We start from the raw sequence: 13694 nt of genomic DNA on the forward strand, positions 1-13694 counted from the left end.
GATCTATGGCGTCATTCGAACCGGCAAGCCATTTGACGCCAATTATCTTCACAAAAATCTTGCAATCCAAGACGGTATCTGACCCTAATTGGGAGGGGGGCGGGAGGGCCGTTGGGTTAGATGGTGGCGGCTTCGATGCGGCGGGCGAGGTCGGGGCGGGTGGGGCGGAGGGCTTCCGTCAGTTCGGAGATCGAGGAGCCACAGCCGAATACCAGCACGTCGCCGGGACGGCAGATCGACAGGCCGAGGCGGATCGCGCGGTGGACGTCCAGTTCCACTTGCAGCTGGTCGGCGTCGATCTTGCCCAGGCGGGCGCCGCGTGCCAGCAGGGTGGCGGTTTCGCCGGCGGGGCGGCCGCGGTTTTCGGATTCGTAGATTACCAGCTCGTCGAAGCCGGCGGCGCAGGTGCGGCCGATGTCGACCAGGTCGGCATCGCGGCGGTCGCCCGGGGCGGCGACGACACCGACCAGGCGGCCCGGAGTCATCGCGCGCGCCATCTCGGCCATGGCGGCGTAGGCCGCGCAGTTGTGGGCGTAGTCGACCACCACCGTCACACCGTCGACGTCGAACAGGTTCGAGCGCAGCGGATTGTGCTTGCTGTCAGAGACGAAACCGCGCAGGCCGTCCGCGATTTCGTGGTTGGCGAAGCCGCAGGCGGTCAGGGCCGCCGCCGCCGCCATCGCGTTGGCGATGTTGTAGCGCGCGCGGCCGCCCAGCGAGCAAGGCATCTCGTGCACGTCCATCAGCGCTTCGTGGCGCAGGCCGCTCGCGATGACGATCGTCGAATCCTGCAGGTAGACCCCGCGCCCGCCGTGCTCCACGTGGCGCAGCAGCACCGGATCCTCGGCGTCCAGCGCGAAATAAATGATTTCCACGCCGTCGGCCAGCTCGGCCCCCATCTGCACGCAGTACGTGTCTTCGGCATTGAGCACCACCGCGCGCGAGGCGCGCTTGGCCACCACCGCCTTTACCTTGGCCAGGTCGCCGATGGTGTCGATGCCGTCCAGCCCCAGGTGATCGGCCGAGACGTTCAGCACCACCGAGACGTCGCAACGGTCATAGGCCAGGCCGCGCTTGAGGATGCCGCCGCGCGCCGTCTCCAGCACCGCGAAGTCGACGTCCGGCGCACCCAGCACGCTGCGCGCCGAATGATAGCCGGTGCAGTCGCCTTCATAGGCCAGCTGGCCGTTCAGGTAGACGCCGCTGGTGGTGGTCACGCCGGTGCGCAGGCCGGCCATGCGCACGGTGTGCTCGATCAACAGGCTGGTGGTGGTCTTGCCGTTGGTGCCGGTGACCGCCACCACGGGAATGCGTCCATTGCAGCCGCCGAACAGCGCTTCGACGATGGCGTCGCCGGCGTCGCGCGGCGTGCCGCGGCTCGGGTACTGGTGCATGCGGATGCCCGGCGCCGCGTTGACTTCGATGATGCCGCCGCGCTGGGCGCGCAGTGGCAGCGCGATGTCTTCGCAGATGATGTCGATGCCGGCCACGTCCAGGCCGATGGTGCGCGCGGCGCGGATGCAGATGTCGCGGGTCTCGTCGGGCAGCAGGTCGGTCACGTCTTCGGCGGTGCCGCCGGTCGACAGGTTGGCATTGCCGCGCAGGTCGGCGCTGACGTCGTCGTCGAGCACGGTGTCGAGATCATAACCTTGTTTGGCCAGCGTCTCGTCGGCCAATGCGTCGAGCGGAATCTTGGTGAGGATGTTGGTGTGGCCGTCGCCGCGCGCCGGATTGCGGTTCTCGGTCTCGACCAGCGCGCGGATAGTCGACTTGCCGTCGCCCGTCACGTGCGGCGGACGACGCCACGAGGCAGCCGCGATCTTGCCCCCCGTGACCAGCACGCGATAGTCGCGACCGCGCAGGTATTCCTCGACGATCACGCGCCGACCGTGCTTGCGCGCGAACTCGAAGGCGCGCGCCACGGCATCAGGGCCCACGCAGTCGACGGTCACGCCCTTGCCCTGGTTGGCGTCCAGCGGCTTGATCGCTACTGGCCGGCCGAGACGGCGCGCGATGCGCTGGGCCGCTTCCACCGTGGTGACGACGTCGCCTTCCGGCACCGGCACGCCGGCCCCGTCCAGCAAAGCCTTGGTCAGCTGCTTGTCGCTGGCGATGCCCACCGCGATCGAGTTGGTGGCGCCGGTGATGGTCGCCTGCAGCCGTTTCTGACGGCTGCCCCAGCCCAGCTGGAACAGGTTCGCCGATTCGGTCAGGCGCAGGGCCGGGATGCCGCGCCGCAGGGCGGCGTTGACGACAGCGCCGGTGCTGGTGCCGATCGCATGGTGCTCGGCGACGTCGCGCAATTCGGCGACGGCCGCGTCCAGGTCGAAGGCCAGGTCGTGCGCCAGCGCCTCGAGCAGGGCGATCGCGGTGCGCAGCGCTTCCTCGGCTACTTGTTCGATCGCATAGCCGCACACCACGCGGCGACGCTCGGGCTGGCCCAGCACCGGCAGGGTGGCGCCGTGTTCACCCGGCGCGCCGGCCAGCCGCTGCAATTCCATCACGACCGGCTCGAGCGCGTCGACCAGCAGCGCGTCGTCGGCCAGGCGCACCGCGGCTTCCGCAGGCAGCGCCGGCAGCAGCTCGAGCAGGCGAGCGGAAAATCCGCGGCCCTTCGCGCCAACGTTATCGACCAGCGCCATCAGGCAGGGATTTGCGGCGTACAGATTGGGCCCGCGCAGCAGGCGTTTTTCCTTGATTCTCATGACAATGCGGTCCGTTTGGTGACGTTTTCCAGGAAGTCCAGCAGCTGGGGCGGCACGCGCTTCCCGGTCTGTTCCTCTCCAACAGGCAGTGAATATTTGCTCCCGGCGGGCAGCAGGTGCAGGCGCACGTCGATCAGTTCGGGCGTAGTGCGGTCCTTGATCTCGGCCACATTGGTGCTCATCGAGCGACCGTCGACCACGGTCACCGCGCCTTCGCCGACCACCTCGATGCCGACGCCGCGCTCGATGATCAGCGCCGTGTCCTCGTCGATGCCGATCCCCTGCAGGTATGGGTTCTGGGCCACCACCGATAACAGGCGCGACAGGCGCTGGCGTTCCGAGAAGTGCTGGTCGACCACCACGCGGTGCAGGAAGCCCAGGCCCGCGCCGAGGCTAACCGAGCCTTTCTCGGGCAGCAGGTCCACGCGGCCTTGCGCCAGCATGTGGCCCGACATGGCCGAGGCTCCGGCGCTGGTCCCGCCGATCGTGGCGCCGCGCACCTTGAGCGCGTTGTGCATCTCGGCGTCCATGGCGGTGCCGCCGATCAGGGCCAGCAGGCGCTTCTGGTCGCCGCCGGTCATGAAGATGCCGTCGGCCTCGGCCACCTTGCGCACGAAGCATTCGCTATTGGCGTCTTCGCGGCTGGTGATCTCGAGGTGCGTGCGTTCCTTGACGCCCAGCGTGCCGAACACGCCGTCGTAGATCTTCCACATCTCGTCGGCGATCTGGCTGGCCGCCGTGATCACCACGATGCGGGCGTCGGCGCCGCCGGACAGCTCGACGAAGCGCGACAGGATTTCCATATCGTGCTTGCGGTCTTCGCCGCCGCCGATAATGACCAGGTGGCCGTTCTTTTGTTTGGCTTGTTCGCTCATCGTTGGACCATTTTCGAGTAGGGCATGTCGCTGTTGCTGCAGGCGCCGGCATCAAGACGGCTGACCGCGATCAGCCCGACTTCGATCTCCGGCGCGAACAGGTCGATCCCGCGTTGCAGGGCTTGGTCGAGCGGCATGCCGTCTTCGATCCAGCCGTAGACCGTGCGCGCCAGCAGGTGGCGCACGATGTGCTCGCCGATGCCGGTGGCCGCCACCGCGCCTTGCGGCCCGGCGTAGAAGCCGCTGCCAATGATCGGGGTGTCGCCGACGCGACCCAGCAGCGACGGCGCCGAGCCGCCGCTGGAGCAGGCCACCGCAAAGTGGCCGTCGGCGCCGCGCACCACGGCGCCGACGGTGTCGCAGGCCACGCCCTCGGGGAGGTTCAGCGGGGTGTTGTAGTTCCAGAAGCGCTCGAACAACTGGTTGTTCACGCCCGGCATGACCGGCACCGAGCCGGCCAGCTGCGTCATGATCTTGCGATGGTCGGCGCGCTGGCGCTCCGACACCGGCGCGCTCTCCGGCATGCCGATCGCTCGCGCGAACCGTGTAGCGCCGTCGCCGGCCAGCAGCCAATGCGGCGTGTCGGCCACCGCGTACGCCAGCCGCACCGGGTTCTTCACCGACTGCACACAGGCGATCGCGCCAAGGCGGCCGCGGGTATCCATGATCGAGGCATCCATTTCGATCGTGGCGCCATCGAGGCCCAGCACCGAACCGCTGCCGGCGTTGAAGCGGCCATCGTCTTCGAGGGTGGTTACCGCGCCGACGGCGGCGTCCAGCGCGTCGCCGTTGACCTCCAGCTGCGCCAATGCGCGGCGCGCGGCGAGAACGCAGCCATCTTCGTTCGCGCGCGACGCGCCGGCGCCACCATGTACCACGACGGCGCCAGCTTGTTGGGGCTTGCTCATCTCGTCCAATCCTTTTGCATTATTGTTATCTTGATCGGTCGCGCAGCATCGTGTGCGACCAGCAGACATTATGCAAAAGCAACCGCCTGATCCATATCGGTAGCGCCGCCGTGTGTATGTAAGAGGCCGCTTACAGGGGCATCCAAATCTGGTAACATACCGCCCCTTCAATACAAAGGTTCCTATGGCGTACGCTTGCGGCGTTGACTTCGGCACGTCCAACTCCACTGTCGGCTGGCCCCGCCCAGGCACGACCCACTCCGCCCCCACGGCGCTCCTGACGCTCGAGGATGGCAAACCGACCTTGCCGTCGGTGGTGTTCTTCAATGCCGACGACGAGCGGGTCAGCTATGGCCGTGCGGCGCTGGCCGAATACCTCGAGGGTTACGAGGGGCGTCTCATGCGCTCGCTCAAGAGCCTGCTCGGCACCAGCCTGATCGACGGCCAGACCGAGGTCGCCGGGCGCGCGCTGCCATTCCGCGCGCTGCTGTCGCAGTTCATCGGCGAAGTGAAACGACGCGCCGAGCATCAAGCCGGCGCGCCGTTCGAGCGCGCGGTGTTCGGCCGTCCGGTCTTCTTCATCGACGACGACCCGCAGGCCGACCAGCTGGCCGAAGACACGCTGCGCGAGGTCGCGCTGGCGGTGGGATTCAAGGAGATCGGCTTTCAGTACGAGCCGATCGCCGCTGCGTTCGACTATGAAGCGCGGATCGATCGCGAAGAACTGGTCCTGATCGCCGACATCGGCGGCGGCACCTCGGACTTCTCGCTGCTGCGTCTCGGCCCGCAGCGCGCCGGCCGCAGCGACCGGCGCGACGACATCCTGGCCAATGGCGGCGTCCATATCGGCGGCACCGATTTCGACAAGTACCTGAGCCTGGCCAGCGTGATGCCGCTGCTCGGCTACGGCAGCAACCTGCGCTCGGGCGCGGCGATCCCGTCCAGTTACTACTTCAACCTGGCGACCTGGCATACGATCAACCAGGCCTACACGCGCAAGAGCGTGACGCAGCTGGCCGACCTGGCGCGCGATGCGAGCGAGCCGGCTAAAATCGCGCGCTTGCAGAACCTGATCGACGAGCGCGCCGGCCATTGGCTGGCGATCCAGGTGGAGGGCGCCAAGATCGCGCTGTCCGACGCCGATATGGTGCGCCTGCAGCTCGATCGCCTGTCGCCGCCCGAGACGCTCGACGTCGCCCGCGCCCAGTTCGAGGCGGCCATCGCCGGCCTGGTCGACCAGGTCGCGGCCACGGTCAGTAAACTGTTCGCGGATGCCGGCGTGAAGCCGGAAGACGTGGATACGGTATTCTTTACGGGTGGATCGAGCGGCGTCGGCCTGCTGCGCGAGCGGATCGGCGCCATGGTGCCGGGCGCGCGCCGCGTGGAGGGCGACCTGTTCGGCAGCATCGGCACCGGCCTGGCGCTGGACGCGCTGCGACGCTTCGGTTGAAACGCGCTGGGACAGCGTAGAGAAAATATAGGAAAGAGCGATGAGTGTTTACGATCGACCGCTGGTGATGCTCGACTTCGAGACCACCGGCCTGTCGCCCGAGATGGGCGACCGCATCACCGAAGTGGCGGCGCTGCGCATCGTCGGCGGCGAAGTAACGGAGCGCTACGTGTCGCTGGTGAACTGCGGCGTGCGGGTGCCAAGCTTCATCACCCAGCTGACCGGGATCACGCAAGCGATGGTCGACGGCGCGCCGCCGGCGCACCAGGTGGTTCCCGAACTGCTCGACTTCATCGGCGGCGACGTGCTGTCGGCCCACAATGCCAGCTTCGACGAGAAGTTCCTCAAGGCCGAAGGCGCGCGCTACGGCCGCAGCACCGCGCACACCGGGCTGGTGTGTTCGCTGAAGCTGTCGCGCCGCCTGTTCCCGGGACTGGCCAGCTATAAGCTGGGCCTGCTCTCGAACCAGCTCGGCATCGAGTTCCGCGGCACCGCCCACCGGGCCGAGGCCGACGCCCAGGTCGCTGCCGACGTGCTGTTGCACGCCGCGCGCCACCTCGGCCGCACCTGCGGCATCGAGCAGGTCGAGCCGGCGCTGCTGGTCTCGATCAACAAGGTCGCGGCCGCCAAGATCCCCGCCTTCCTCGACAAGTATGCGGCCACCGTGCGCGAACGCCGTATTGCTGCTGCTTCTGCGGCTGCCGCCGCCGTTCCGGCCTGAGGCTTGCCAGCCAACCGTGGCGGCGCGCGCGCCGCTGACCGTCCGATTGTGCGGTCGCAAATCCCGAATCCCTCGCTCTCCTTAAAATTTTAACAACGGGATCAAGAGCCGAACAGCGACCGCCGAGAGGATTTCGATGAGCGAGGATGCCGCCCGACAGGGCACCGCCACCTACGAGTGGTTCCAGCGCGCCGCCAGCGGCGGCAATCCCTACGCCCAGTTCAACCTGGCCCAGCTGTATCTGCGTGGCGACGGTGTCGCGCCCGACGAAGCGAAAGCGGCCGCCTGGATGGCGCGCGCCGCCCAGCAGGGGCTGGCCTATGCCCAGAACCACCTGGGGGCCATGTACTACAACGGCCGCGGCGTGTGCCGCGATCACGCGCGCGCAGGGCACTGGTTCCAGTGCGCCGCGGAGCAGGGCGACCGCTCGGCCCAGCACAATCTCGGCCTCCTGTACCGCAAGGGCCGCGGCGTACCGCACTCGCACCAGGCGGCGCTCGGCTGGTTCTACCGGGCCGCCGAACAAGGCATGGCGCGCGCCCAGACCCAGCTCGCGCAAGGCTATCTGCACGGCCTGGGCGTCAACGTCAGCCATCCGCTGGCAATGGCGTGGTTCCGCAAGGCCGCGATGCAGGGCCACGTGCCTGCGCAGGTGCAGCTGGCGCAGATGTACGCGCGCGGGCAGGGCGTGGCGGCAAGTCCCAGCCAGGCGCTGTACTGGTTCCGCCACGCGGCCGGGGCGGGCGACCCCACCGCCCAGCGCCAGCTCGGCCTGGCCTATGCCGAAGGGCGCGGCGCCGGCCCCGATCCGGCGCTGGCCATCCAGTGGCTCGAACGCGCGGCGGCCGGCGGCGAGCGCGAGGCGCTCTACGTGCTGGGCGGCCTGCTGTCCGGCGGCGGCATGGCGCGCGACAGCGCACGCGCACTACGCTGCTATATGCAGGCCGCCGTCCAGGGGCACGTGCAGGCCCAGTACCGGGTGGCGCGCATGCTGGCGGGCGGTCGCGGCGTTCAGCGAGATCCGGCGCGCGCCCTCGAGTTCTACCTGCAGGCCGCCGAGGGCGGCGCCGCCAATGCCCAGTTCGCGCTGGGCCTGCTCTATGCCAAGGGTCAGGGCGTGCCGCGCGACCCGGCCCAGGCCGCCGCCTGGTACCGGCGCGCCGCCCAGCAGGGCGATCCCAGCGCCCAGAACAACCTGGGCGCCATGTATGCCTGCGGAGAAGGCGTGCCGCGCGACGACATCCTGGCCGCCCACTGGTACCGCCTGGCGGCCCGCCAGCACCACGCGCCGGCCCAGCACAACCTGGGCGGGCTGTACGCCGCCGGGCGCGGCGTCGCCAGGAATCCGGTGCGCGCCTGCATGTGGGCCTGGCTGGCGCGCCAGGGCCGCGGCCTCGACAAGGCCGCGCCGGCCGACGTCGCGCTGGCCGCCAGCACGGCGGCCAACGACTACACCGCCTTGCTGAGCCCGGCCGAACGCAGCAGGGCGCGCACCCTGGTGGAGCGCTGGCTGGCCTCGAAGACGAGTCCACGCCGGCTGCTCGGGCGAACCGGCGCATGAACCCGGTCTCGAATCGCGGCGCCGTGCGCTGGGTTCTTGCCTGGTTGCGGCAGTGTTTGCATGCCTTCGCCGCATGCCGGCATGCATGTCACACGGCGCGTCAATACGGGCGCGGCCGCCAGCGGCGCGGCGGGCAGCCGGCCATACTCAAGCATGTCATTTCGCGCTATGATGCCCTGCGGCCACAAGCCGATACCATCATTCAACAGCCCGAGAAGAATATGCACATGAGACTCGCCACGCTCGCCGCCGTCCTGGCCGCTGCTTTCGCCGCGCCAGCGATGGGGCAGAGCTGCTCGCCAGCCGGCCCTTCGCTGACCTATCCCGCGTCGAAGAAAGTCGACCAGACCGATAACTACCACGGCACCGTGGTGGCCGACCCTTATCGCTGGCTCGAAGACGCGAACAGCGCCGAGACCAAATCCTGGGTCGACGCCCAGAACAAGGTCACCCAGGCCTACCTGGCGCAGATCCCGCAGCGCGAAGCGATCCGCCAGCGTCTCACCGAACTCTGGAACTACGAGCGCTACAGCGTCCCGGGCAAGGAAGGCGGCCGTTATTTCTACACGCGCAACGACGGCTTGCAGAACCAGGCCGTGCTGTACACGCTCAAGAACCTGAACGACCAGCCGCGCATGCTGCTCGACCCGAACACCCTGGCCGCCGACGGCACCATCGCCCTGGCCGGCGCCGCGGTCAGCCCCGACGGCAAGCTGCTGGCCTACAGCATCGCCGCCTCCGGCTCCGACTGGAACGAGATCAAGGTGCGCGACATCGACACCGGCAAGGACCTGGCCGACCACATCAAGTGGGTCAAGTTCTCGAGCACCGCCTGGACCAAGGATGGCAAGGGCTTCTTCTACAGCCGCTACGACGAGCCGAAAGAGGCGACCAAGCTGGCCGACGTCAACTACTTCCAGAAGCTGTACTTCCACCGCATCGGCACGCCGCAAAGCGCCGACACCCTGGTGTACGACCGCGCCGACCAGAAGGAATGGGGCTTCGGCGGCCAGACCACCGACGACGGCCGTTACCTGATCATCACCACCACCAAGGGCACCGCGCCGAAGTACCGCGTCTCGTACAAGGACCTGTCCAAGCCCGATTCCAGGGTGGTCGACCTGATCGACAACTTCGACGCCGGCTACGACTTCATCGACAACGTCGGCACCGTGTTCTACTTCAGCACCGACCGCAACGCGCCGAAAAAACGCATCATCGCCATCGACGTGAGCAAGCCATCCGAGAATAACTGGAAGGAAGTCGTCGCCGAGAGCGAAGACACGCTGGCCGGCGCCGACATCGTCAACAATCAGCTCGTACTCGAATACCTGAAGGATGCGAAGAGTGTCGTGCGTGTGGTGTCGCTCGAAGGCAAGCCGGTGCGTGAGATCGCGCTGCCGGGCATCGGCACCGTCGGCGGCCTGTCGGGCAAGCGCGGCGATAGCGAGACCTTCTATTCGTTCACCAGCTTTACCAACCCAACCACGATCTACCGCCTGAACCTCAAGAATGGCGAGAGTACCGTGTTCCGCCAGCCGAAGGTCGCCTTCAACCCGGCCGACTATGAAACCCGCCAGCAGTTCTACACGAGCCGCGACGGCACCAAGGTGCCGATGTTCATCGTCTCGAAGAAGGGCATCAAGCTCGATGGCTCGAACCCCACCTATCTGTACGGTTACGGCGGCTTCAATATCTCGCTGACCCCGAGCTTCTCGCCGGCCAACCTGGCCTGGATGGAAATGGGCGGCGTCTACGTGCTGGCCAACCTGCGCGGCGGCGGCGAATACGGCGAAGCCTGGCACCAGGCCGGCACCAAGCTGCAAAAGCAGAATGTGTTCGACGACTTCATTGGCGCGGCCGAGTGGCTGGTGCAGAACAAGGTCACGTCGCCGAAGAAACTGGCGATCGGCGGCGGCAGCAATGGCGGCCTGCTGGTTGGCGCGGCCACCACCCAGCGCCCGGACCTGTTCGCGGCGGCGATCCCGAGTGTGGGCGTGATGGACATGCTGCGCTTTCACAAGTTCACCATCGGCTGGGCATGGACTTCAGACTATGGTTCGTCGGAAAATCCTGACGAGTTCAAGGCCCTGGTCAAGTACTCGCCGTTGCACAACCTGAAGGCGGGCACCTGCTATCCAGCCACCATGGTCACCACGGCCGACCACGACGACCGCGTGGTGCCGGCGCACAGCTTCAAGTACGCCGCCGCGGCCCAGGCCGCCCAGGCCGGCGCCGCGCCGATCCTGATCCGCATCGACACCAAGGCAGGCCATGGCGCCGGCAAGCCGACCGGCAAGCAGATCGAGGAAGTCGCCGATCGCTGGGGTTTCCTGTCGCGCGAACTGCATATGCAGGATGCGACCAAGGCTGTCGGTGGCGCGCATTGATTAGCTTAACCGATTGAAGAACCGACAGGTTCCAATCAAAAAGGCCGCTGGAGCGATCCAGTGGCCTTTTTATTATGCGGATGCAGTCGCTTGCGCTGTATCCGTTGCGGATAATTTCGGCGTAGATTTAACAGGTAACTCATTCTTAAAGCGGTTCGCAGCTTCGTATTTCTCTCACTTTCGGCATAGGGAATTATGGAAGAGTTGAATGTAAATGTATTGAAGTTGTATTAGATATCCTGTTGGTGTAAATCGGAGAATTTTCGGTCGGCATGCGGTGATACATTCGCGGCGTACATGCGAATGTACATATTCCAACCTATAAAGGAGAAGCAATGTCGACTTCCGAGAATCACCCTGAAATCATATTGAATGTGCTGGAGCTGCTGGTCACCAAAGGCCTGACCAGCATCCCGCATCCGGCCTCCGAACCTGTCGATCTGTACGATGCACTGGTCCGGCCGCTCAATGGCGGCGCAGCCTATGATTACGAGGCACTGGTCCGCCCGCTGAACCCCGTCCCGGCCTACGACTACGAAGCCCTGGTCCGCCCACTGAACCCAGTTCCGGCCTATGACTACGATGCCCTGGTCCGCCCACTGAACCCAGTTCCGGCCTATGACTACGACGCTCTCGTCCGCCCACTGAATCCCCAGGATGCGCTGGTCGGTGGCACGCTGGCCGACGCCGGCGACATCGACGCCCTGATCGGGAACCTGCTCGCGGCGCTGGGCGAGGCGAAAAGCCTGAACCTCGTTCCGGTCGAACTGTCCGGCGCCATCGGCACCACGCTGTCGTCCGTGCCGGACGCGGCATGGATCGCCCTGGTCGCGCATCTGGAATCGCTGCCGGACGCCGCCACTCCGGTGACCTTGGTTGAAGGGTTCTTCGACGGCCTGGCGCAGTTCCCGGTCCAGCCGATCGACGTCGAATCCACGATCAAGCTGGTCGGGCTCGAGGTGCTGGACGCCGTGCTGCTCTGAGCCTGCGCTGTACTTCCTGCAAGGCCCCTGACTGATCCAGCGGCCTGACGGCGGGCAAGGGCGCCGCGCATGGCGGTCACCCTTGCCCCTTGGCCACTAGCGATGCACCACCACGAGCATGGCTTTGGCCTCGGTCTTGCCGATATTGCGAATCACGTGATTCTGGTCAGCCGGATAGCGCGCCGTCGCCCCGTGCCGCACCTTCCGCTTCTCGTTCCCCACTTCCAGCTCGACCGCGCCGGTAATCACCGTCAGGTGCTCCCCGGTCCCCGGGTCGTGGGCCTGCGAGGCCAGCTCTCCCCCAGGCGCCAGGGTCAGCTCATACCATTCATACTTGCCGGCCAGGTCCATCGGCCCCAGGATGCGCAGGGAATAGCCGGCATGGGCGCCGGGCAGGGTGGGGATCTCGTGGGCGTCGACCACCCGGATCAATTCCGCCGTGCGCACCTCGGACGACAGCAGTTCGCCGATCTGCACGCCCAGCGCATTGGCCAGGCGCCAGGTGATGGCGATGGTGGGATTGGCCTTCTCGCGCTCGATCTGGGACAGCATCGACTTCGATACCCCGGCGATACGCGACAGGTCTTCCAGCGTCAGGCCCCGCGCCAGCCGCAGGCGTTGTAGTGTGGCGCCAACTTCTGGTGGGGCATTGTTTGTTAGAGTGGTACTCATTTTCCGTTGGGTGCCTGTCTGCGTATTGCCTAAGTCAAATTATTTATAAGTATATGTCGAGCCGCTTGCCAAGTTCATTGGCTGGGCGTAATATTCGATATATTGAATTTCTGTTCGAGATAGCGAACTTGTTCTCTACATCGAACGAGCCAACGGTACAACATCCGCCGACCGCCGGTCAAGCCGCCGGTCTCGCCACACCACAAGGAACAGGGGAACACCATGAGCGATCAAGCTTTCTACAGCAGCCTGCAGCAAAAACTCGCGACCTTGAAGGACGAGGGCCTGTTCAAGCCCGAGCGCGTGCTGGCCTCGCGCCAGGGCGCCGAAGTGGTCGCGCAGGATGGCCGTACCCTGATCAATATGTGCGCCAATAATTACTTGGGCCTGTCGGGCGACGTCGAGACCCAGAAAGCCGCTGCCGCCGCCCTCGAGAAGTATGGTTATGGCCTGTCGTCGGTGCGCTTCATCTGCGGCACCCAGACCGTGCACAAGGAACTCGAGAGAGCACTGTCGAACTTCCTCGGCACCGAAGACACCATCCTGTACGCGGCCGCCTTCGATGCCAATGGCGGTGTGTTCGAACCGCTGTTCGACGAGAACGACGCCATCATCTCGGACGCCCTGAACCACGCCTCGATCATCGACGGCGTGCGCCTGTGCAAGGCTGCGCGCTACCGCTATGCCAACAACGACATGGCCGACCTCGAGAAGCAGCTGATCGCCGCTACCGAAGCCGGCAAGCGCCACAAGATCATCGTCACCGACGGCGTGTTCTCGATGGACGGCACCATCGCCCAGCTGGACAAGATCGTCGAACTGGCCGAGAAGTATGGCGCCCTGACCATGATCGACGAATCGCACGCCTCCGGCTTCATGGGCGCGACCGGCCGCGGCACCCATGAGCATTGCGGCGTGATCGGCAAGATCGACATCATCACCGGCACCCTGGGCAAGGCCCTGGGCGGCGCGATGGGCGGTTTCACGTCAGGCAAAAAAGAAGTCATCGAGACCCTGCGCCAGAAGTCGCGTCCCTACCTGTTCTCGAACACGCTGGCGCCGATGATCGCCGGCGCCTCGCTGGCGGTACTGGAGCGCATCTCGAAATCGACCGAGCTGCGCGACCGCCTGCACGAAAACACCGCCTACTTCCGCAAGGAGATCGAGCGCATCGGCTTCACCATCAAGCCGGGCACCCACCCGGTGGTGCCGGTGATGCTGTTCGAGGCGCCGGTCGCGCAGAAATTCGCCGCGCGCATGTTCGACCTGGGCGTGCTGCTGTCGGGCTTCTTCTATCCGGTGGTGCCGATGGGCCAGTCGCGCGTGCGCGTGCAGCTGTCGGCGGCCCACACCCGCGAGCAGCTCGACACCGTGCTGAAGGCCTTCGAACAAGCCGGCAAAGAGCTGGGCATCATCAAGAACTAATATA

The 13694-nt window shown here is 66.2% G+C and carries 10 protein-coding genes; 6 read left to right on the plus strand and 4 right to left on the minus strand.

The window, feature by feature from the left end:
* Positions 1-116 precede the first annotated feature (116 nt).
* Genes cphA through FVD38_RS24760 form a run of 3 tightly spaced genes read right to left on the minus strand, consistent with a single transcriptional unit; the run spans position 117 to position 4488 of the window.
* Positions 117-2705 (minus strand): cyanophycin synthetase, encoded by a 2589-nt coding sequence (gene cphA / locus FVD38_RS24750; RefSeq protein WP_147937233.1) that lies wholly within the window; start codon positions 2703-2705, stop codon positions 117-119.
* On the minus strand, positions 2702-3580 hold the full coding sequence (locus FVD38_RS24755; protein ID WP_147937234.1) for a cyanophycinase: 879 nt from the start codon (positions 3578-3580) through the stop codon (positions 2702-2704). Before FVD38_RS24755 ends, cphA begins: the two co-directional genes overlap by 4 nt.
* Positions 3577-4488 (minus strand): isoaspartyl peptidase/L-asparaginase, encoded by a 912-nt coding sequence (locus FVD38_RS24760; RefSeq protein WP_147937235.1) that lies wholly within the window; start codon positions 4486-4488, stop codon positions 3577-3579. Before FVD38_RS24760 ends, FVD38_RS24755 begins: the two co-directional genes overlap by 4 nt.
* Positions 4489-4672: 184 nt before the next feature.
* On the opposite strand from FVD38_RS24760, the gene FVD38_RS24765 reads away from it, so the two are divergent.
* The 5 genes from FVD38_RS24765 to FVD38_RS24785 all read left to right on the plus strand — a co-directional run bounded on the left by FVD38_RS24765 (position 4673) and on the right by FVD38_RS24785 (position 11593).
* Positions 4673-5938, plus strand: a complete 1266-nt coding sequence (locus FVD38_RS24765) for an Hsp70 family protein (protein WP_147937236.1) — start codon at positions 4673-4675, stop codon at positions 5936-5938.
* 40 nt (positions 5939-5978) lie between these two features.
* A complete protein-coding gene (locus FVD38_RS24770) occupies positions 5979-6659 on the plus strand; it encodes a 3'-5' exonuclease (RefSeq protein ID WP_147937237.1) in 681 nt (226 codons plus the stop codon).
* Positions 6660-6795: 136 nt separating this feature from the next.
* Positions 6796-8220: a tetratricopeptide repeat protein gene (locus tag FVD38_RS24775; protein ID WP_147937238.1), complete on the plus strand. Its 1425-nt coding sequence runs from the start codon at positions 6796-6798 to the stop codon at positions 8218-8220.
* 221 nt (positions 8221-8441) lie between these two features.
* On the plus strand, positions 8442-10610 hold the full coding sequence (locus FVD38_RS24780; RefSeq protein ID WP_147937239.1) for a prolyl oligopeptidase family serine peptidase: 2169 nt from the start codon (positions 8442-8444) through the stop codon (positions 10608-10610).
* A gap of 335 nt (positions 10611-10945) precedes the next feature.
* Positions 10946-11593: a hypothetical protein gene (locus FVD38_RS24785; protein WP_147937240.1), complete on the plus strand. Its 648-nt coding sequence runs from the start codon at positions 10946-10948 to the stop codon at positions 11591-11593.
* A 96-nt stretch (positions 11594-11689) separates the two neighbouring features.
* On the opposite strand, the gene FVD38_RS24790 is transcribed toward FVD38_RS24785, so the two are convergent.
* The gene (locus tag FVD38_RS24790) at positions 11690-12265 is read right to left on the minus strand and encodes a helix-turn-helix domain-containing protein (RefSeq protein ID WP_147937241.1); all 576 of its coding nucleotides are present in this window, start codon (positions 12263-12265) and stop codon (positions 11690-11692) included.
* A gap of 222 nt (positions 12266-12487) precedes the next feature.
* Between FVD38_RS24790 and FVD38_RS24795 the strand changes: the two genes are divergently transcribed.
* Positions 12488-13690 carry a glycine C-acetyltransferase gene (locus tag FVD38_RS24795; protein ID WP_147937242.1) on the plus strand — a complete coding sequence of 401 codons (1203 nt, stop codon included), beginning with the start codon at positions 12488-12490 and terminating at the stop codon, positions 13688-13690.
* Positions 13691-13694: the final 4 nt, after the last annotated feature.

This window comes from Massilia arenae, assembly GCF_008014745.1.
Classification (GTDB): domain Bacteria; phylum Pseudomonadota; class Gammaproteobacteria; order Burkholderiales; family Burkholderiaceae_D; genus Telluria; species Telluria arenae.